At 36.7% G+C, this 21,656-nt stretch carries 19 protein-coding genes; 10 read left to right on the top strand and 9 right to left on the bottom strand.

What is annotated here, in order from left to right:
- Positions 1 to 185: 185 nt before the first annotated feature.
- Positions 186 to 719, top strand: a complete 534-nt coding sequence (locus BN1066_RS01880) for a competence protein ComK (RefSeq protein WP_077317830.1) — start codon at positions 186 to 188, stop codon at positions 717 to 719.
- Here BN1066_RS01880 and BN1066_RS01875 read toward each other — a convergent pair.
- The gene (locus BN1066_RS01875) at positions 655 to 1,041 is read right to left on the bottom strand and encodes a YhjD family protein (RefSeq protein ID WP_077317829.1); all 387 of its coding nucleotides are present in this window, start codon (positions 1,039 to 1,041) and stop codon (positions 655 to 657) included. The two genes, BN1066_RS01880 and BN1066_RS01875, sit on opposite strands and share 65 nt — an antisense overlap.
- 418 nt (positions 1,042 to 1,459) lie before the next feature.
- Between BN1066_RS01875 and BN1066_RS01870 the strand changes: the two genes are divergently transcribed.
- The 4 genes from BN1066_RS01870 to addA all read left to right on the top strand — a co-directional run bounded on the left by BN1066_RS01870 (position 1,460) and on the right by addA (position 10,999).
- The gene (locus tag BN1066_RS01870; RefSeq protein WP_077317828.1) at positions 1,460 to 2,116 is read left to right on the top strand and encodes a TVP38/TMEM64 family protein; all 657 of its coding nucleotides are present in this window, start codon (positions 1,460 to 1,462) and stop codon (positions 2,114 to 2,116) included.
- Positions 2,117 to 2,172: 56 nt separating this feature from the next.
- Complete coding sequence (lepB, locus tag BN1066_RS01865) at positions 2,173 to 2,724, top strand: signal peptidase I (protein WP_077317827.1); 552 nt, start codon at positions 2,173 to 2,175, stop codon at positions 2,722 to 2,724.
- 1,073 nt (positions 2,725 to 3,797) lie between these two features.
- Positions 3,798 to 7,295 carry a helicase-exonuclease AddAB subunit AddB gene (addB, locus tag BN1066_RS01860; RefSeq protein ID WP_077317826.1) on the top strand — a complete coding sequence of 1,166 codons (3,498 nt, stop codon included), beginning with the start codon at positions 3,798 to 3,800 and terminating at the stop codon, positions 7,293 to 7,295.
- Positions 7,289 to 10,999: a helicase-exonuclease AddAB subunit AddA gene (gene addA / locus BN1066_RS01855; protein ID WP_077317825.1), complete on the top strand. Its 3,711-nt coding sequence runs from the start codon at positions 7,289 to 7,291 to the stop codon at positions 10,997 to 10,999. Before addB ends, addA begins: the two co-directional genes overlap by 7 nt.
- Before the next feature lie 474 nt (positions 11,000 to 11,473).
- Here the strand turns inward: addA and BN1066_RS01850 are convergent, their stop codons facing one another.
- The 6 genes from BN1066_RS01850 to BN1066_RS01825 form a co-directional block, all read right to left on the bottom strand.
- Positions 11,474 to 11,692, bottom strand: coding sequence for a spore germination protein (locus tag BN1066_RS01850; protein WP_077317824.1), 219 nt, complete (start codon positions 11,690 to 11,692; stop codon positions 11,474 to 11,476).
- Positions 11,693 to 11,817: 125 nt separating this feature from the next.
- Entirely contained in the window at positions 11,818 to 12,183 is a 366-nt protein-coding gene (locus BN1066_RS01845; protein ID WP_077317823.1) for a spore germination protein GerPE, read from the bottom strand.
- A gap of 9 nt (positions 12,184 to 12,192) precedes the next feature.
- Complete coding sequence (locus BN1066_RS01840) at positions 12,193 to 12,369, bottom strand: spore gernimation protein GerPD (protein WP_077317822.1); 177 nt, start codon at positions 12,367 to 12,369, stop codon at positions 12,193 to 12,195.
- 2 nt (positions 12,370 to 12,371) lie between these two features.
- The gene (gerPC, locus tag BN1066_RS01835) at positions 12,372 to 12,965 is read right to left on the bottom strand and encodes a spore germination protein GerPC (protein ID WP_077317821.1); all 594 of its coding nucleotides are present in this window, start codon (positions 12,963 to 12,965) and stop codon (positions 12,372 to 12,374) included.
- A gap of 72 nt (positions 12,966 to 13,037) precedes the next feature.
- A complete protein-coding gene (locus tag BN1066_RS01830) occupies positions 13,038 to 13,241 on the bottom strand; it encodes a spore germination protein GerPB (protein WP_077317820.1) in 204 nt (67 codons plus the stop codon).
- 19 nt (positions 13,242 to 13,260) lie between these two features.
- Entirely contained in the window at positions 13,261 to 13,473 is a 213-nt protein-coding gene (locus BN1066_RS01825) for a spore germination protein (RefSeq protein WP_077317819.1), read from the bottom strand.
- Positions 13,474 to 13,593: 120 nt separating this feature from the next.
- Here BN1066_RS01825 and BN1066_RS01820 point away from each other — a divergent pair, with 120 nt between their 5' ends.
- The gene (locus BN1066_RS01820) at positions 13,594 to 14,775 is read left to right on the top strand and encodes a DUF418 domain-containing protein (protein ID WP_077317818.1); all 1,182 of its coding nucleotides are present in this window, start codon (positions 13,594 to 13,596) and stop codon (positions 14,773 to 14,775) included.
- Between the two features lie 37 nt (positions 14,776 to 14,812).
- Here BN1066_RS01820 and BN1066_RS01815 read toward each other — a convergent pair whose 3' ends face one another.
- On the bottom strand, positions 14,813 to 16,009 hold the full coding sequence (locus tag BN1066_RS01815; RefSeq protein ID WP_077317817.1) for an ornithine--oxo-acid transaminase: 1,197 nt from the start codon (positions 16,007 to 16,009) through the stop codon (positions 14,813 to 14,815).
- A gap of 952 nt (positions 16,010 to 16,961) precedes the next feature.
- Between BN1066_RS01815 and BN1066_RS01810 the strand changes: the two genes are divergently transcribed.
- Positions 16,962 to 17,327, top strand: coding sequence for a YisL family protein (locus BN1066_RS01810; protein ID WP_077317816.1), 366 nt, complete (start codon positions 16,962 to 16,964; stop codon positions 17,325 to 17,327).
- A gap of 268 nt (positions 17,328 to 17,595) precedes the next feature.
- On the top strand, positions 17,596 to 19,083 hold the full coding sequence (locus BN1066_RS01805) for an alpha-amylase family glycosyl hydrolase (RefSeq protein ID WP_077317815.1): 1,488 nt from the start codon (positions 17,596 to 17,598) through the stop codon (positions 19,081 to 19,083).
- Between the two features lie 293 nt (positions 19,084 to 19,376).
- On the opposite strand, the gene BN1066_RS01800 is transcribed toward BN1066_RS01805, so the two are convergent.
- Positions 19,377 to 20,246, bottom strand: coding sequence for a DegV family protein (locus BN1066_RS01800; RefSeq protein ID WP_077317814.1), 870 nt, complete (start codon positions 20,244 to 20,246; stop codon positions 19,377 to 19,379).
- 187 nt (positions 20,247 to 20,433) lie between these two features.
- Here BN1066_RS01800 and BN1066_RS01795 point away from each other — a divergent pair, with 187 nt between their 5' ends.
- Together BN1066_RS01795 and BN1066_RS01790 are read left to right on the top strand one after the other, a co-directional pair.
- A complete protein-coding gene (locus BN1066_RS01795) occupies positions 20,434 to 21,276 on the top strand; it encodes a YitT family protein (RefSeq protein ID WP_077317813.1) in 843 nt (280 codons plus the stop codon).
- Between the two features lie 183 nt (positions 21,277 to 21,459).
- Complete coding sequence (locus BN1066_RS01790) at positions 21,460 to 21,642, top strand: hypothetical protein (protein WP_077317812.1); 183 nt, start codon at positions 21,460 to 21,462, stop codon at positions 21,640 to 21,642.
- Positions 21,643 to 21,656 lie beyond the last annotated feature (14 nt).

The following is a 21,656-nucleotide window of genomic DNA, read 5'->3' as shown; positions in this document are numbered from 1 at the left end:
CTAAAGACTTGGCGACAAGCCAAGTTTTTCTAAAAAACAGCTATTACGAGAAGTGATGAAGTATAAAAACAATAAATATAGTAAAATCTTCAAAAAAGTAACTTTTTTTATTTCATTTTGAATAGAGTTTTGGTAAATTAGTATATAGCCACTTTCTTTTCTATCATTAGAAAGGATGAAAGAGATTGATTTTTAATTTATACACAGATACCCCGGAAATTACCCCTTTAACAGTAGCACTTATCTCACGGCGAGATGCTAATAACAAGCCGATTACCGTAGTATTAGAAGAACAAGGCGAATATACTGTTTCATCTCCTCCAAGTAAAATGATGGATCTTGCTTGTAAATACTTTGGCTCAAGTCTAAAAGGCAGACAAGAAGGAACTAGAGATGTCTGTGGTATTACACATAAAGCTCCAATCACAATTGATCCCATTAGTGGTATGTATTTTTTCCCAACCATTTCTCCGTCCAGCCCCGAATGCTCCTGGATTGCTCACTCTCATATTGATCAAATTCAAAAAAATAATGATTATGGTACAGAAATTATCTTTCGCAATGGAAAGCGAACGGTATTTGAAATCTCCTATGGCTCTATGCTAAATCAAATACAAAGAACCGCTCAATTTCGTTACCTGTTGAATAACCGGCTTAAATTCCTACAGAATCATCTTGATCAGGTAGCAGAGATTTTTGCATCAACTCCAGAAAAATAGCTTTTACTTTTTTGCGGATAGCAGGATTGAAATAATTACGCTTTTCTTCCCGTCCTTGACAAAGAAACAAATACGAAGAGAATGAATCATTTCTATCTAGTTTCATTACTTTTATTTGTTTTTGCAGCATTACTTTGCGAAGATGTCTACGTTCTTGGAGTGCTTTTTCTTCCATGTTTTTTAATACCCCAATATAAGCATCTTTTAATTTTAGTTCGCTTTTTTGAAAATAATGAATATCTTGCTGGATAACAATAATGGTCATGGAAAGAAATAGGAAACGTGAAGCAATTGTCAGCTCTTCCTCATTCAGATAACGCATCACCGTTTACCTCCTCCTGCAAGAACGTTTGTTCTTGTGTAGTATATGCTATTTACCTTATAAAATTCAATAGATTTTTATTAAATGAAAAGAAAGTGGCAATTATAATAGTATGGACTATGCATATTTACTGATTTACTTTAAAATAGAAATAGTTTTATTTTTAATAGAGAATGTTATAAAGAGTAGAGCAAGAAACTTTTGATAACTATAGCGCGTATAATTAGTAAGTTCAAAGTCTGATTATCTTTATAGAGGTGGTTCAAAAGTCGGGTGGAATTAAAATAATTATCGTCTGTTTGAAAGGACAATTGCGATCCTAGCTTGATCTTAAGACCACTTCCCCTCTTTTGAACACCTACTTATAAAAGAAATCAAGTTTGGAAAACGATATTTACATATTGAGGAGATTTACTACATGGTTCTATTGGACATCCAACTAACTGATTGGGAAATGCTGCTTGATACGGAAACATTTGATGAATATATTATGCAGTTGCTGAAAAATTATGAGAGTTTAGGTCCTTTACCTGGGATTTTATTACCATTTATTGAAGCATTCTTGCCATTCTTACCCTTAGTTGTATTTGTATTTGCTAATGCTGCTGCTTATGGTTTATTTGAGGGGTTTATTTTATCCTGGACTGGTTCAGCACTCGGTGCGATTATGGTTTTTTTGATCATTCGCAAACTGGGCAACCGGCGGATTTTTACGGTGATCCGAAAAAATAAACAAGTGAAAAAAGTGACGGCATGGCTTGAGCGGCATGGATTTGGTCCATTATTTTTATTAATGTGTTTTCCGTTTTCCCCATCCTCGGTCATCAATGTCGTTTCAGGATTATCTAAAATTAGCTCACAACAGTTTATCCTAGCGGTAATTATGGGAAAATCAGTGATGATCTTTTCTATTGCTTTTGTAGGTGCCAGTATTATGGAATTTGCAAAAAATCCAGTGAAAACGATTGTTGTTGGTATATGTATCGTATTATTTTGGATGATTGGTAAATATATTGAGAAACGCTTGCAGAAAAAGGCGCAGTTGCGGGAAACATTCGATTCTAAAGAAGATTAAGATATTTCTTTCTTGGGTAAGCTGTAAATAGAACTTACTCTGGAGGAAGATAAGATATGAAAAGAAAATATCGCAAAGTGGTCACAACGATTTTACTTGGGGCCATGATTATATTTTTATGTCGATCCGCCTTTTTCGCAAGCTATGTAGTGGAAGGAGAATCGATGGTACCAACACTAAATGATGGTAACTTATTAATGGTTAATACATTTGTCTATGATCTAACAGAGGTGGATCGTTTTGATGTGATTGTGTTCCACGCCAATCAAAAAGAAGACTATGTTAAAAGAGTTATTGGCATACCTGGGGATAAAATTAGTTATAGAGATGATAAATTATATATAAATGGGGAGTATGTTGAAGAAGCGTTTCTGGATAATTATACTCACGCTACGATGAGTGATAAACCACGTACAGAAAGCTTTACCTTAAAAGAAATTACCGGGGAGGAAACGGTTCCAGAAGGAAAGCTGTTTGTGATGGGAGACAATCGTGAGGAAAGCTTAGATAGCAGATCATTTGGGTTTATTTCGGAAACACAGCTTGTTGGTAAAGTGGATGTAAAATATTGGCCACTTTCTCAGGCTAGTCTGAGTCTTGGAAAATAGGAACTAGACTATTACCATTGCTTTTGTTTTACTAAAAATGAAATGATATACTTATAGTACATGTTCAAAAAGGATCAAGGCTTAAGTTCGCAGGCATCCTTGAAAAAGCAGTGTACTTTTTTCTGCGTGCGATGCACCGCTGACGTAGCTTTGCTTGTTCTGACGCAATACCGATACTCGCCGTTCGAGTCGAAGTTCAATATAGCATGATCTCGAGCAGTGCAATTGTACAGGACGTACTGACTTTAAGTTGCCCACAGGACATGGGCGCTTTTAGTAGAAGATGTTTTAATAGATACATGAGCATTAGAAGGGATTCGTCGAAATCCATTTTAATGAGCAGAGAAACAAGCCAATAATGATTGGCTGATGGTAAGTAGAGAGCAGACGATTTGTATTGCTTGGAATTTAAAATTTTTCACTACGTTGCATTAACTTTAGCGATAAAATGTTATCTGTTCTAACGTGCGAAGAAATTCGTTGTGTTTTTTACCGGGTTTTTGGACATTCACTTATAACGTAGATATCTTAAAATTATGTGATCTGCAAATGTTCGCGGGCAGTTGATTTCCAAATCTTCTTTGTTACATAGAAGGGAGCTCATCTGTCCGTTTCTAGCTTCTTGTCTTGTAACTTATATCCGTTTTTATATATCGGCTATCTTTTTTGAAAGGATCAGCATACCCCTGTTAGAGGGGCATATTTCCTTTTATCCCGCATGTAAGGTGCCGTAAAACCACAACTTTCGAGAGCTAAATTGGAGAAAACGGCACCTAAATGCCCGATTCGTTTAAGGGCCTTTAGGTCATACCCTTGCGGTACTAACATTCAGTAGGAGATGGAAGAAAACTCCTACTGAATGAAGTTTCACTTTATCGTATAAGAAAAACTACAGCTTTCGCTAAAGACTTGGCGACAAGCCAAGCTTTTCTAATATCCAAGTGCACCAGTTAAAAAGATAATCACAGTTGTTGAAACGATCCTTTATCTCATGCTCAATAATTAGGGTCAATGAGAATAGTGGATGCAATTGTTTTAACCATATACTTATTTTTAAGGAAAGGAGAAGTGTTATGGGACTCCGATTTATAACAGGTCGTTCAGGAACGGGAAAAAGTGGTCGTGTATTCGATGAAATAAAGGAAAAATTGCAGGGGGATCCACAAGGTCCTGCTATTTTTTATATCGTGCCAGATCAAATGACGTTTCAGCAGGAGTATAATTTGTTTAAGGATCAGGATATACAAGGTAGTATCCGAGCTCAAGTAGTCAGCTTTTCCCGACTTGCTTGGAGGGTTTTACAAGAGACTGGTGGGGGAACAAAACAATTTATCAGTACAGTGGGTATTCAAATGATGCTTCGAAAAATTATGGAAGAAAAGCAGGGAGAGTGGCATGTATTCCAAAAAGCAATGGAAAAGCAAGGTTTTCTTGAACAATTGGAAGGAATGATTACGGAATTTAAACGCTATGCTGTTACTCCTGAATTATTGCATGCACAAATTGAGCAAATTAATAGTTATGTACATAAAGAACCGGAAGAAGAGGGTTTGGTAAACAAACTGGAGGATTTGTTTTATATTTATGAGCGACTTATACTCTCCTTGCAAGGAAAGTATATGGATGGTGAAGATCAATTAAAGCTGCTTGCAGACAAAATTGATCACGCCGCTGTCTTAATCGATGCAGAAGTTTATTTGGATGGATTTCATCGGTTTACACCAATAGAGCTGATGGTCGTAGAAGCATTGCTTAAAAAATGTAAGACCGTTACGGTAGCCTTAACGGTTGATAAACTTGAGGATGATACCATCTCTGAAATAGATTTATTTTATCAAACAACAGAAACATATCATTTATTAAAGGAAATTGCAGAAGCAAATAATGTAATGATTGAAGAAACAATCGAACTTGACTCGGCAGATGGGCGTTTTCGTGATCGGCCGTATTTTGCTCATTTGGAACGCTATTTTGATGAGCGACCGGCACCTTTCTACAATGGCGATGTCCCATTACAAATTGCAGAAGCTGTACACCTGCGTGCGGAAGTGGAAGGAGTGGCCCAAGAGATTATTCGGCTTGTCCGTGATGAAGGTTATCGTTATCGGGATTTTGCTTTATTTATTAGACAGACTGACGTATATCATGATCTGATTGCGACTATTTTCCGTGATTATGATATCCCATTGTTTATTGATGAGAAGAAAACCATGTTAAACCATGCACTGATTGAGTTTATTCGTTCTGCATTAGAAATGGTAGAAGGTAATTGGCGTTATGATGCAGTATTTCGTGTATTAAAGACGGGGTTTATCCCTGCCTCCGATTCAGAGTACCCACTCACTCCAGATGCGATTGATGAGTTGGAAAATTACGTGTTGGAATATGGGATTCGTTCTAGACAAAGCTGGTTATCAAAAGAAGAGTGGGTCTTCCAACGGTTTCGCGGCTTTGATCAAACAACGCAAACAGATAGGGAGCTTGATATTCAAAAGCGGATTAATTGTTATCGCAGACAAGTGGTTCAAGCATTAAAGGAATTCGATACCACAATGAGACAAGCTCAAACGGTACAAGAACAATGCGAATATCTGTACAATTTGTTGGAAAATCTGGAGGTTCCTTATCGTTTGGAACAAATGAGAACAGCGTATGATGAACGTGCCGAACTGGAAAAAGGGAGAGAGCAGGAGCAAGTATGGGATGCTGTTATTCAATTATTTGATGAAATGGTTGAGATAGCTGGCGAAGAGAAGATGTCATTAGATACATTTCGTAAGATGCTAGAGGCAGGATTTCAAACATTAAAGTTTGCCCATGTCCCTCCAAGTATTGACCATGTTACTGTAGGAACAATCGATCGTTCGCGAATCAGTGGAATTCGCTGTGCTTTTTTACTAGGAGTAAATGAAGGTGTATGGCCGATGAAGCCACAAGCTGATGGGTTGATTAGTGAACGGGAAAGAGAGTTACTAGCAAGTCATGGATTACAGCTTGCAGAAACGAGTAAGCGTCAATTATTAGACGATTGGTTTTATATATACATTGCCTTTACGATAGCTAGTGACCGGTTATGGATAAGCTATTCTTTAAGTGATGAAGAAGGTAACACGAAAATCCCATCACAGCTAATTAAGCGAATGGAGACACTGTTTCCAAATTGCTGTGATCACGTATTACTCCAAGAGCCAGATGAGTTGTTGGAAGCAGATCGTTTTATTACCAAGCCGATAAAAACGAGATCTGCCTTAACAGCTCAACTAGCAAGAAACCTTAAAGGATATCCTGTGAAAGAGATTTGGTGGTATGTTCTTAATTGGTATATAGAAAATGAACCGAAACATGATACGACTTATCGCATTTTACAAAGTTTATATTATCAAAACACCCCTCTTGATCTATCAGAAAAAACGGTGAAACAACTTTACCCCAAACAGGTAAATGCCAGTGTGTCACGTTTGGAGACTTATTATCGATGTTCATACCAGCATTTTGCTAAGTATAGTCTAGGTTTAGAAGAGCGGCGAACTTACAAATTAGATGCACCGGACATTGGACAATTATTCCATGAAGCATTAAAAACGGTCACCGAATGGGTTCAAACAGAGGGAAAGGAATTCTCCCAATTAAGTAAGGAAGATGCCAAGATATATGCACATCAAGCAGTTACACGGTTAGCACCAATTTTACAACATCAAATCCTGCATAGCTCGAATCGTTACCAATATATTCAACAAAAGTTAGAAGAAGTAATTGCCAGAGCAACATATGTACTTAGTGAACAAGCAAGACAAAGTTATTTTTCACCAGTAGGGTTAGAAGTAGGGTTTGGACAAAATCAAGAATTGCCACCATTAAAAATCCCATTAAATAATGGATTTGAATTAATGCTTCGCGGCAGGATTGACCGTGTCGATAAGGCGATGAAGGATGATGCATTATTCTTAAGGATTATCGATTATAAATCAAGTGAAAAAATGTTGAATTTACTGGAGGTCTATTATGGTTTAGCGCTACAAATGCTCACTTATCTGGATGTTGTTTTAACATATTCAGAAAGATGGTTGGGCATTGAGGCGACACCAGCAGGAGTATTGTACTTTCATGTTCACAATCCAATGATTTCAGAAAAAGGTAAGCTAGACGATGAAACGATAGCAAAAGAACTATTCAAGCAATATAAAATGCAAGGCTTATTATTATCCGATGAAGAGACCATTAAATTAATGGATAAAACATTAGAATCTGGAACAAGTCAAATCATTCCTGTATCGATAAAGAAAAACGGCGAATTTGGAAGTCACTCCAAAGTAGCTAATGAACAAATTTTTGCTAGTTTAAGACAATATATCCATCAATTGATGATGAAGGCAGGTATGGATATAACAAGCGGAGGTATCCATTTAAACCCGTTTCAGCATAAGCAACAGGTTGCTTGTAAATATTGTCCGTTTCAACCTGTTTGTCAATTTGATCCAACCATGCCAATGAACCATTATCGTAAGTTAACGGATATGTCCGATGAAGAGATAATTAAACATATTCAACAGAAGGAGGAAACCTCATGGTAAGCTGGACAAAAGAACAAGAGGCTGCAATTTATACCGAGGGAAGTGATGTATTAGTTGCCGCAGCTGCCGGTTCAGGAAAAACAGCAGTATTAGTAGAACGAATTATTCAAAAGCTGCTGGATAGAGATAATCCTGTAGATATTGATTCCCTGCTTGTCGTTACGTTTACCAATGCGGCAGCTCAGGAAATGCGTAATCGAGTTGGTGCAGCTTTAGAAAAGGCGCTCGCTGAAAATCCTTCTTCTATCCATTTAAAAAAACAATTATCCCTATTACAACGGGCATCGATCTCAACCTTGCATGCTTTTTGTCTTGACATTGTGAAGCAATATGCATACTTACTGGATATCGATCCATCATTTCGCATTGCGAATGATATGGAAGCAGAAATGATTAAACAAGAGGTGCTCGACGATTTACTAGAAGACTGGTATGGTTCTGATGCAGTCAACCAAGATATGTTCTTTCAGGTTGTGGATCGTTTCTCTAATGACCGGAGTGATACAGATGTTGAAACATTAATCTTGCAGTTGTATGATTTTTCGGTAAAAAACCCATGGCCAACCAAATGGCTGGATCAACTCGCCAGCACGTATGAAGTGCCTGAAGATGTGCAGGAAGAAAAATTAACATGGCTAACGATATTAAAACGGGAAATAACCGATCAACTGCTGGCAATGGAACAGGAAATAATGAAAGCAATGAATCTAACAAAAGAAAGTGATGGACCTTATCATTATGCGGAAACGATAGAACAGGATTTCATGCTAGTTCAAGATGCGAAGCGTTGTGTGCGTGATTGGCAACAGTTGCATGAGTTGTTCCATTCTCGTAAATTCCGTACATTGTCTCGTAAAAAGCCAGAAGTAAATGAGGATAAAAAGAAACAAGTTAAAAAAATACGCGATAGCTATAAAAAGCGTTGGACGGATATGAAAGAAAACTGGTTTAGTAGAAATTTAGCTAGTCATTTACAAGATATGCGCGAAATGGCTCCGGTTATTAAACATGTAGCCTATTTAGTAAAAGCATTTAAAACCCGATTCGATGAAGAAAAAAGAGAACGAGCTTTGGTTGACTTTTCGGATTTAGAACATTTATGTTTACAAGTGTTAATGGACGATGGTGAAACAAACCGACCAGTTCCATCTAAAGTAGCATTAGGTTTTCAAAAGAAATTCTCTGAGATACTTATCGATGAGTACCAAGATACAAACCTTGTACAAGAGACGATCTTAGAATTAATCAGTGATACGACTGGTACAGGAAATCGTTTTATGGTTGGCGATGTAAAGCAAAGCATTTATCGCTTTCGTCATGCAGAACCATCCTTGTTTATTAGCAAATATAATCGTTTTGCAGATAAAGAGAACTCTGGAATCCGAATTGATTTGTCGCGTAATTTTCGAAGCAGAGAACGGGTGTTAACCGGAACGAACTATTTATTTCGCCAAATTATTGATCAACCGCTAGGGGAAATAAATTACGATGAAAAAGCAGAGCTTATCTATGGCAATAAAATGTATGATGCGTTTCCCCATCAAACACCTAATCCGGAATTAATCATCATTGATCGCAAAGCAGCTGATCAAGAAAGAACGGCAAATGAGGAAATAATTGATTTGGAAAAAGCAGAATTAGAAGCACGTATGTATGCGACAAAAATTAAAGAATGGATTGGTAATGAAGATACTCCACCTTTACAAGTAGTTGATAAAGGAACACAAACACAGCGTGATTTGCAATATCGAGATATTGTCATTCTACTGCGTTCGATGACGGATGCACCAATTATCGTTGATGAATTAAAACAACAAGGTATTCCTGTTTATGCCGAGCTATCGACAGGCTATTTTGAAGCGATTGAGGTTAAAATTATCATCAGCCTACTAAAAGTCGTTGATAATCCTCGGCAAGATATTCCGCTAGCTGCTGTGTTGCGCTCACCAATTGTTGGCTTAAATGAAGAAGAACTGGCGGCGATTCGGTTGGCCGGTAAGAACGTAACCTATTATGATGCATTAGTTTCCTATGTTAACCAGCACTCCAACAGCACTGCTAGGAAAGCAGAACAGTTTTTGGAAAAACGGGAACTCTATCGAGATGCTGCCAGACAGGAATCCTTATCAGATCTAATATGGAAGATTTATCGAGAGACCGGATACTATGATTTTGTCGGCGGTATGCCAGGAGGAAGGCAGCGCCAAGCGAACCTCCGTGCCTTGTATGATCGGGCACGTACGTATGAAACAACGTCGTTCCGTGGATTATTTCGCTTTTTACGTTTTATTGAACGAATGGAGGAGCGGGGCGATGATTTAGGTGCAGCAAGAGCATTAAGCGAGCAAGAAGATGTAGTCCGTGTTATGACAATCCATAAAAGTAAAGGATTGGAATTTCCAGTTGTCCTTTTGGGAGGCATGGAAAAGCAATTTAATCTGAACGATTTAAATAAGAAATATTTGTTGCATAAGGATTATGGGTTTGCAAGTAAATATATTGATCCAGTAAAACGAATTACGTATCCTACGCTGTATTATCATGCATTAAAACGGACAATGTTAAGAGAACAATTGGCTGAAGAAATGCGTGTACTATATGTGGCATTAACCCGAGCTAAAGAAAAGCTTGTCATGATTGGTAACGTGACTTCCTTTGAAAAAAAACAGGAGAAATGGGAAAAAATATGTGATCATCAAGAATGGGTACTTCCTGTATATTTTCGTATCGAAGCAAAATCGTATTTGGATTGGGTTGCGCCTGCTTTACTTCGTCACCGTGACAGTAATATACTGCGAACGGAAGAGGTAGAGAAAAATGTGGACACAAGTATCGAGAACGATATATCTACTTGGGATATTCAAGTTCTTCATGCGAGTGAGCTGGCAGCATTAGACAAAACGGAAGATGAGAAGGATAAGCAGCTTTATAAACATATTACGAAATGGGAAGCCCTATCATTATCAGATCAACGACTAAAGCAACAAGTCGATAGTCGATTAAATTTTGCTTATCCATACACCGATGCAGCTTTTTCTAGAGCCAAGCAGTCCGTGACCGAATTAAAACGCCAACAGGAATTAAAAGATGAATATAGTGGCGATCAGTTGATTGCTCCTTTTAAGAAACCGATCATCAAACGTCCTGCCTTTATGCAGCGCCAAAAATCGATGACTTCTGCTGAACGCGGGACTGCCATGCATACAGCTATGCAACATTTACCATTTAATAGATCTTTAACGAAGATGGAAATTGAAGAAGAGCTGGAAAAAATGGTAGAAAAAGAGATATTAAGTAAAGAGGCAGCGTCGCAAATTGATCTGTCGGCCATTGAACAGTTCTATCAAACCGATATTGCTGCGTATATGATACATGCTTCCTATGTATACCGAGAAGTCCCGTTCAGTCTTACACTTCCTGCAAATGAAGTATATTCGCACTGGAAAGATGAACAAGCTGAGCGAGTATTGATTCAAGGTGTGATCGATGCTATTATTCCGCAAGATAATGGAGTGATTATTATTGATTATAAAACAGATGTAATTTACGGAGAATGGACAGATGAAATGAAGGAAAAAATGATCAACCGCTATAAGACACAATTGAAGTTATATCGCTATGCAGTAGAAACGATTTGGCAACAACCGGTTTTAGAGACGTACTTGTATTTCTTTAGTAAACATGAAGTTGCTCTTGTGCAATAAAAACGTAAGTATGCCGTGAAATTAATCATTTTTCACGGCATACTTATTATGACTTTAGTCCGTTGTGCTCGCGATAGCGTGCGAAACAGAAAACCACTTGCTATGAACTGCACCTTTAAATTGTTTCAGTGTCTAAAATTTGAAGTGCAGTTTATTGGACGGGTGGTCATGATTTTATTATGGAAACTAATATCCGTCTTTACATAGCAGATATCTATTTTGAAAATAACTTCGTCGTCTAGCACCAGCGCTTAAGCTGTAGCAAACTTTGATCTTCTTCCTATGCGATAAGCCAACATCGTCTCGAACCTAAAGGAAGGCTTTAGGAACCGGTTCTCTCACCCGTACGTTAAAATCATAAACACATTTTTGCAATAAGAAAAAAGAAAAGCACTTCTTGAACGAAGTATCACTTTACTCGTCAGAAAATCGGCCATTTGTACGTCGTTAAGCGAGCACTTCTAGCTTTTATTTTTATGCATTTGCAGTTTGGTTTTGGTCGTTTATATCTGGATCGAATGGATTTGTAGAACTAAGACCATTATTGGTGCATGTAAAATCCCCTGTATTTAATGAGCCGGAACCGGCATTTGTTTTGGAAGAACTTTTAGGTGATACATAAAAGGAATCTCCAAAATTGACAACTCCTCCACCTACATTAACAATTTTGATTGGTCCAACGATTGAGGGCATGTGAAACCACCTTTTAAAAAATCTATTTCTATAGATTATGAAATTTAATGAGAATAGTGCGTACATTTGTCTCCCATTAAGGAGGCAATATACAGAGGAAAAAGGATGTCATAAGAACGTGAGTATTATTGCCTTAGCTTGCGAAAATGCTTTATTCTTGCTTCTGCTCTTCCTTTACTTAAGCTGCCGACTTGCATTAAAGAAGAACTGCTTACTCCAATAACACTTATTGCTGTTATATTTATCGTCCCGGTATGATTTAAGGTTGTCTTTTTCACCGTGAGCTTTGGCTTAGGCCAGTTTGCTTGCCGATTGAAAAGGGGATAGGAAAACGTTTCTTCATCCGCCTCAGTAAAAATGGGGCGCTCCTTTTGTACGGCAATTCCGTTGGAGTTTAACTGAGCATATTCCGTATCGCCAATGGAAAGAGTACTGCTAAATGAGAAGGAATTCGTATAGATGTTTCCGACATTTACTAATCGCTTATACATATAATCACCTTATGTCAATGCTAATGGAACAATATTACCGACAGTAAACGCTTCTGGCGGAGTATCGAAGAAAGATGATAAAATAAATTCATCATTATCGCCGATTAAAAAAACAGATGAAGCAGAAACATTATCAACTTGAATGTTTCCAACGTTAAGACCCCAATTATGGACTTCCATGATCATACTTATTCTCCTTTATGATGATTATTTTGCATGTAATTTTTTAAGGATTGATGAATCTCTGCTTTGATTTTATCCGTGATAAAAGCATGCAATTCTTCTTGTGTATGAATCTTCTTTTGATAGGCTTCATTTTCATAAAAGGCAATTCGTCCAGGCAGTTGCTTTTCTATATCTTGAATGAGGATGGAAGGATAACCGTCATCTAATCGGACATTATGTTCAACTGCTAACTGATGAATCATGGACAGACCCGTTTGCTGTAAGTAAGCACTTAATTCTGCTTGAATGGTTTGCTTGAATGGAGGCGAATAAGTTGGTGAATTAGCTTGATTTAAATTAGCTTGATTTATAAAATTGGTATCTTCTAAATTTGCCAAATCTTGTGGGGAAAGGCCAATATGCAGCGTTCCGTCCAAACGTTCAATCTTAAGTTGATCAAAGTGATATTCAATTTTTTCAATTTTATTTGACTTCGCATTCTGTAGATTTTCTTCTAATTGGTTTACTCTCTTCATTAATGTCTCGATAACGGTTTCCTGTTTTCTTATATATTCGTGTATATCGTACATATATTTGGTCCAATTTGGATGATTCATGAAAATAAACCCCCTTGCCGGTAATAGACGAATGCCTATATTAATTTATTCATTTTGTTAAAAAATGTGCAGTTACGGTGCTAGCGGAACAAGGGGAATTGCTTCACTTATTGATTCAACTACTTCTTGAGCCGGCTGAGTAAATCCACCAGTATTGTAAATATCTGATTGTGCTTGAACGCTTCCAGTGCTGCCGATTTGTAATACAGAAGAATTCGTAATTGCGCTCACTTTGATCATATAAATACTAATCGTTTGATGTACAGTAATATTCATCCTTGTGGCCCTCCAATAGCTAAGTTATTGGCTGATCAATTTTATCTTGATCATTGATAAATGTTTTTGCATACCCAAGATTAATCCGAATTCCATGTCCTGTATTGAATGAACCTCCACCAGCATATGTTTTGGCATTACTATTAGGAGATATGGAATATACATCGCCAATGTTAAAAATACTGGATGAAGAGAGATTAATTACTTTTACTGCTCCAACTTTTGCTGGCATGATAAATTCCTCCCTTAGTGTAAGTTTATGTTACAGGGAAAATTTGTTGAAAGGTCTAGGAGGAAATTTGCTTTTTTTCTCGAATATTAATTGATGGAGTAAATAGAAAGGAAGAGTGTTATGCATAAATTACCTGCACCAATACAAGAAAGGGAGCGTCTGTATTGGATAGACGCAGCTAGAGGCTTCGCTATATTCGGGATTCTTATGGTGAATATTGGAGCATTCAGTGCCCCTTATTTTATCTATGGTGGTGGAGAAATTACTTGGAATGCTCCTGTTGATAGGATAACTCAGGCAGTCATAGATATATTTTTTCAAGCTAGTTTTTATACCATATTTTCATTTTTGTTTGGTTTTGGTTTGCAATTAATGATTGACCGCTTATCTATAAAAGGCGTACCTTATATGACCATTCTGACAAGAAGACTGTTGCTCTTGTTAGGAATTGGTTTTATTCATGCCTTTTTCATCTGGCATGGAGACATTTTACTTACTTACGCTGTTGTTGGGCTTACAGCACTTTTGTTTATTCAGGTTAAAGATGAAACACTATTAATATGGGCAATTAGCATTTTAACAGCTTTTGTTGGACTTTTTACACTTATAATGTATGGATTTCGTGATTTTGTGACAGTGTATAATCAGAAATTGATTGAGGAGGCAATCTATAATTATACAAGTGATTCAATCCGTTCAATTTGGCTGCAAAACATTCAAGATTGGATGAATGCTAATGGTTATGGCTTTGGTCTATTGTTGAGTATGGGGTTTATTTTGCCGTTGTTTTTATTAGGTCTGTATGTTGGACGGAAGGGCTGGCTACATCAACCACTACAGTATCGCTCGATTCTCATGAAAGTATGGTGGATTTCGTTCATTTTGTTTATTGGATTAAAGCTAGGACCCTATTCGTTTGGTAATCCAAAGTGGTTTTCTTTTGTACAAGATAATATTGGTGGTACATTCTCGGGGTTGTTTTATATCCTTACAATCACTTTCCTTGCCCAAACAAAAGTAGGTAAAAAAGTAATGCATCCGTTTGTTTACGTAGGAAGAATGGCATTAACGAATTATATCATGCAATCGGTCATCTGCTTTTTCCTGTTTTATGGTATCGGGTTCGGGTGGTATGGGGAAATTACCCCATTGTCTGGGGTCGGCATAGGGGTGGTTATTTATAGTTTGCAAATCGTGTGGAGTATTTGCTGGTTACGGTATTTCAAATTTGGACCATTAGAGTGGATATGGAGGAGTCTTACATATAATAAAAAGCAGCCATTAAGGAGAAAAACAGCCTAAAATGAAGCAGCTTGGAATATTCCAAGCTGCTTCATTGTTATCCTTTTAATACTTCTTTGATTTTGACAATTGCCCAGTCTAAATCATCTTTATCAATGATCAATGGTGGTGCAAATCGAATCACATTCTCATGTGTTTCCTTACAAAGCAGTCCTTTTTCTTTTAAGGCTTCACAATACGGACGAGCAGCTTCGGTCAGCTCAACGCCAATAAACAATCCTTTACCACGAACTTCTTTAATTTTAGGATTAGAAATGGTTTTAAGCTCAGCTATCATATAGTTTCCAAGTTCTAAAGATCGTTCTGATAATTTTTCTTCCTTAATTACTTCCAATGCTGCCATGGATACAGCACAAGCTAAAGGATTTCCTCCAAATGTGGAACCATGTGATCCTGGATTGAAAACACCTAAAATATCCTTGTTAGCTACTACACAAGAAATAGGAAATACTCCCCCGCCTAGAGCCTTTCCAAGAATTTGTACATCTGGTGTGACCTCTTCCCAGTCACAGGCAAACAATTTTCCGGTCCGGGCAAGCCCAGATTGAATTTCGTCAGCAATATAGAGTACATTATGTTCTTTACATACATCATAAGCTTCTTTCAAAAAGCCCTCAGGTGGAATAATAATCCCAGCTTCTCCTTGGATTGGTTCGAAAAGAAAGGCTGCTGTGTTTTCATTAATAGCGGCTTTCAATGCTTCTATATCACCATAAGGAATAATTTTAATTCCCGGAAGCATTGGACCAAAGCCACGTTTATATTCTTCTTCAGAGGATAGTGAAACAGCGGTCATGGTTCGACCATGAAAATTACCTTCACATGCAATGATTTCTGCTTTATTTTCTTCTACTCCTTTAACATCATAAGCCCAGCGTCTTGCCGCTTTAACGGCTGTTTCAACTGCTTCAGCTCCGGTATTCATTGGAAGAACCATTTCTTTATTTGTTAGTTTACAAATCTTTTCAAACCAAGGGCCTAACTGATCATTGTGAAAAGCCCGTGATGTTAAGGTTAAACGATTTGCCTGATCCTTTAAAGCATGAATAATTTTCGGGTGACGATGTCCTTGATTGACAGCAGAGTATGCACTTAGCATGTCCATATAACGATTCCCTTCAGGATCTTCCACCCAAACACCCTCTGCTTTGGAAATAACTACAGGGAGTGGATGATAGTTTTTCGCACCGTAACTTTGCGTCTGATCAATGATTTTTTGACTTGTGAGTACCATTTGATCCCTCCGAATGTTAAAAATAGTCTACAAAATATAGTATACCAGTTTTTTGGGAAGTTCTATATAGAAAAGTAAGAACATTTTTATTTATAGAACATGTTCAAAAGATTGGATAAAATCCAATTGTCACGTTAGCATGTTTCTTCATTGCACATGTTTAAATGCATAACCTCGGTTAATTGATACTGTGTAGCGTTCGTTTATACAGAACCGCGGCTCTGCCCTTCTAATTGGTAGTAACGATTAAGTCCTTCTTTTATTAATAGTATAACGATGTACCCGGCTAATATGCCATTCCAGTAGTAGTTAAATTGTTTATAGGATAGCAAAAAAGGCTTATAATTATAGTTAAGATAATCTCAATGATAAAGAAACAGAGACTTATAGGAATGCAATTCATTTAAAATAATTAATTAAGATGCTAATAAAAATAATTGCTAATATGGCTATTATCATAAATCCAGAGTTACCAAAAAACTCTATCGAATAAATCATCATTTTTCTTATTGCGTTATGTTTACCTCTTTTTTTCTGAAGTTTTCAGTTAAAAAATTACCATATAATAATGCTGAATAAACAATATTTTTAAAATAATCTAAATTGTTTTTTGATTGCAACGTTTTCTTAATATTTGATTTTGGACTACATCTTTTGCATAAACAAAATCTTACTTTCAAAGTGTAAATGTTTTTTGTGAATTTGTAGTAGATAGCAAGTGTTTAAAATGAAATCTTCTTATAATCATGGTAAGATGTTTGTAGTTGTTGAATTTATCCCGCATGTAAGGTGCCGTAGACTCCCGTTTCAAGAGCCTTGAGTTCATACAAAAGGGTCTAAGTGGGAGAAAACGGCACCTACATGCCCGATTCGTTCAACTAACATTCAGTAGGAGATGGAAGAAAACTCCTACTGAACGAAGTTTCAATTTATACAGGGGGTATGTTTGTTAATGAATACACATCTGCATATAACTGCATGGGCACTAGGGCTGATCTTATTTGTAATTGCTTATGCGATGTACAAGCAAGGAAAAGAAAAACCCGGTAAAATAATCCATATGATTTTACGATTAGATTATCTATTAATCCTATATTCTGGCGGAGATTTAATTACCCCTTATCTTAATGGCTCACCATTATTACCGGAAGTTATTGTAAAAGGGGTTGCTGGATTGTGGGTTATTGCTGCTATGGAAATGTTACTTGTTCGTCTACCAAAGCAAAAGCCGCTTAAGGGCTTATGGATTCAATTTATTATCGCTTTCATTATCGTCATAGCGTTAGGGTTCTTTCGCTTACCCATGGGGCTTAACTAAGCTTACCCGGCATCAAAAGGTTGTCCTTGAATAAAAGGACAGCTTTTTTCATGTATCTTTAGAAAATATAATTATTGATTTCTTGTCATTAGAAAACGATATCTGATCGTACATGTGGAGAATTTTTGAACTGTATCTTCATCTAGCTTAAATGCTAAAGGTTGAAGCAAACGTTGAAATTTTAATATGGGTTGATTGTTAAGTATGTTCAAAAAAGCTTCATAATTAAAAGGAAAAAAATAATGATGTAGGATGGGAGAAATGATAGATGAAACGAATTACAAGCATAATAATAGCTGGTTTTATTCTCTTTGGGATGTCAGTAATTGCTGCAGCCGAGAAAAATCCAGTGCAAGAAGAGATTTTTTACCGAATCCTTGTAGATCGTTATAATAATGGTAACTTTGAGCAAAACAAACATACTGATGTAGAAGATCCAAAAGCTTATCATGGTGGGGATTTGAAAGGGATTACAGATAAGCTTGACTCATTTGAAGAAATGGGTTATACAACTTTAGTGCTTTCCCCTATTATGGCAAATGCGCCAAATGGGTATCACGGATATTGGATTGAGGATTTTTATGAAATTGAAGAGCAATTTGGTGATATGAAAAGTTTTAATCAACTAATTGACGAAGCCCATAAACGAGATATAAAAGTAATTGTGGAACTTGTTGCAAATTATATAGCTGCCAGTCATCCAATAGCGAATGATCCGACGAAAGAAGAATGGCTCGAACGTGAGGAGATAATAGACACTCCATGGGGAGATAAGGCTGTTAAATTGAACCAGGAAAATAAGGCAGTACAAAAGTATTTAGTTGATGTTGCTACATACTGGATGAAGGAGGCAGATATTGATGGCTACTTATTGCATGCAGCTGATCAATCCAATCCGGAATTTATGGAACAGCTTACAGGCAAGATAAAGCAGCAGGATCCGAATTTTTATCTGTTAGCTGATGTATTAGAACCAGATAGTGACATAACTTTTTTATTGCAAGATAACAATTTGGATGCTGTAGATAACCATAAGGCGCAGCAGGCTATGAAGGAGGTTTTCTCTCAATTAGGAAAGTCGCCGGAAGCCATATATGAAAATACAATGGCTGATCGTCAAAAGAATATGCTTTTTTTAGATGATGAAACAATGGAAAGATTTACACAAGCTGTTGTAGAAAATGGAAGAAATTCGCTTACAGCCTGGAGACTGGCTTTAACGTATTTATACTCTATGCCTGGTGTACCCATTATGTTTCAAGGTTCAGAGCTACCTATGGCCGGAACAACCATCGAAGAAGTTCAGAGATTAGTTGAGTTTAATAGTGGTAATAAAGATTTAGTGGAGTTTTATAATCGGATTTCCTCCTTACGCAATCAGTTTCCTTCGTTACGTCAAGGTGATTATGAGTTAGTTGGGTCTGACGGTGCCATGAGTGTTTTTAAACGGACTTATGATGGACAAACGATGTTTATTGCAATCAACAATGATGAAACGACTCGATCCGTTTCAATCACCGATTTAGCACCAGGTAAACAATTACGTGGCTATTTAGGAGATCATACGGTTCGTGAAAATGATAATGGAGAATATAAAATTGGTTTAGATCGTGAAACAGTTGAAGTTTTTTCTGTAACAGAGGACATTGGTCTTAACTGGCTATTTATTGGCTTTGTAGCAACAGTTTTCCTTTTGTTTATAATTTCAGTCATTGTCATTTCCATGAAACAAAAGAAAAACAAATCTTCCACGTAAATAAAACGTAGATTACCAATTATGTAGTCCGAAAAGTGAAGGGTGTCTAACAGTATTATTCTTTCCGTTAGACTGAAAAACACTGTTTTGGTAAAAGCTAAAGAATAAAATAAGCTATAGCTAGTAAAAACATTAGCTATAGCTTAAAAGCATTTCATTTAATATAGGTAGGAAAGTATAACATTTTAGAAAGCTAAGGTTAAAACGAATAATCGAGTGGAAATGTTATGTCTAACGTATAAATACAGGAAGCAGGACCGCTATGGCAGAAACTTCACGAATGTTTATAATTGTTACGGGCGTTCAAAGTCTGTATTATTTAAAAAGAAAAGAGCAATAGTACCCGGACCGGAGTGTGCCCCAATAGCAGAACCGACCATTTCGATAATAATCTCCTTCACATTAAATTTCTCTTTTATCATTGCTGCAAGCTGCTCTGCACGCTCTACATCATCTCCATGGGAAATAGCAATCGTTTGTGAGGATATATTTTCGCCACGTTCTTCCATAATTTCCAGCATTCGATGGAATAATTTTTTAGAACCACGTATTTTTTCCAAAGGGATTAACTTTCCATCTTCTACATGTAAAATTGGTTTGATTTTTAGCAGGGTACCAACAAATGCAGCTGTTCGGCTGACACGCCCACCACGATAAAGATACTCTAAATTATCAACTGTGAAAATATGCTCCATATTTTTAGCGCATGTTTTAGTAGATTCAATAATCGCATTAACTGATTTTCCTTGTTTGGCAAGCTTTGCTGCGTGCAGGACGACTAGTCCGTAACCTAAAGAAGCACATTTGGTATCAATCACATGAATAGGTGCTTCCGGGTATGTTTCCTTTACTTCCTGCTCCATCATTTTTGCTGTTTGGTATGTCCCAGATAATTGGGAGGAAAAGGAAAAGTAAAGTAAAGGCTGATTTGCTTTTGCATACGATGTAAAAATCGATTGAAAGGTATTCGGCGTAACTTGTGATGTTTTCGGGGTTTTCCCTTCACGCATAGCATCATAAACTGTTTTAGGATGGATCGTTTTTCCATCTTCATAATTCTTATCATCAAGATGAACGGTTAATGGTACCATTTCTATGTCAAATTCGTTATAATAATTTGTTGTTAAGTCACAAGCTGAATCTGCAAGAATTTTAATTCCCATGTTTTCACCTACATTTCTTTTAGTAGTCTCTCTTATTAGTTTAAAGCGATTGATAAAGTTAGTCAAAAAAAGCGAAGTATAATTTTGAAAATATTAAAAAAACAGTTGCTGATTTTCAATAAATTTAGAGCGCTTATCCATTCGTTTTATGAGAAAAATTAATCGAGAATGGGGTTAGGAGGTAATCATGTTCATTTTTGAAACAAAACGAATTGCGATTGTCATCTTTGGTGCGATCCTTAATGCAATATCCCTAAACTTTTTCCTGATAGGTGCAAATGTTTATGCCAGCGGGTTTACCGGTGCTGCACAGTTAGTATCAAGTGTATTTAATGATTTTATTGGTATAGGTGTAAGTACAGGGATTTTGCTAGCAATATTCAATATTCCTGTAGTAATTCTAGGCTGGTTTAAAGTAGGAAAAGGTTTTACAATATATAGTGTTATTTCTGTTTTATTTACAACGATATTTTTAGAAATAATTCCAATTACTGAAATATCTCAAGATATTATTTTAAATGCTGTATTTGGCGGTGTTATCGGTGGGGTAGGCATTGGATTAACCTTAAAGGTGGGTGCTTCTACTGGAGGAATGGATATTATTGCCATGGTACTTTCTAAGATAAATGATAAGCCGATTGGAACGTATTTTTTAATGCTTAATGCTGTTATTATTACGTTAGCAGGATTGCTTTACGAGCCGGAAAATGCACTATATACATTACTAACGTTATATGTAACGACTCGTGTGATTGATACGCTTCATACACGTCATGAAAAAGTTACGGCTATGATTATTACCCATAAAGCAGATGAGTTGCAAGCTGCCATTCATAAGAAAATGGTTCGTGGAATTACGATTTTACCTGCCCAAGGAGCTTATACGAAAACAGATAAACATATGATGTACTTGGTAATAACCCGCTATGAGCTATATGATTTAGAAAAGATTATTAAAGAAGTTGATCCGAATGCATTTACGAATATTGTACAAACAGCCGGCGTTTTCGGATTTTTCCGTAGGGACTAACATCTCAAAAGAAATGAGGTACTTAAGTATTATTAGTTGTAGTGTTCAGGATGAAAATGAGCAAAAAGTAACTAAAAAAATCAGTAGTCAAACGTAGTTCAGCGGTTAGTTTTCGCAACATAAATATGGAAGTTAGAAATGGTGAATTTGCTCTAATTAGTGAAGCAAAGGCTACAGATATAGATGTGTTTTACAGGCTCTGAGCATGAAGGTAAACCAATAACAGAAGAGATGCAAGCAGTTTTAAATGATCAAGCAGCAGATTGGAAGGGATTTACGATTAAAATCCAATCACCAAAAGAAACCTTTACAGCTGAAGAGCCTTCTATCATTACTATGTATGGAAAAAATGATGATAATGGTTGAATTACTCAAAATCA

It is taken from the genome of Virgibacillus proomii, assembly GCF_900162615.1.
GTDB lineage: Bacteria > Bacillota > Bacilli > Bacillales > Amphibacillaceae > Virgibacillus > Virgibacillus proomii.
The sequence above is the reverse complement of the archived record's forward strand: the minus strand, read 5'-3'. Positions and strand labels throughout refer to the sequence as shown.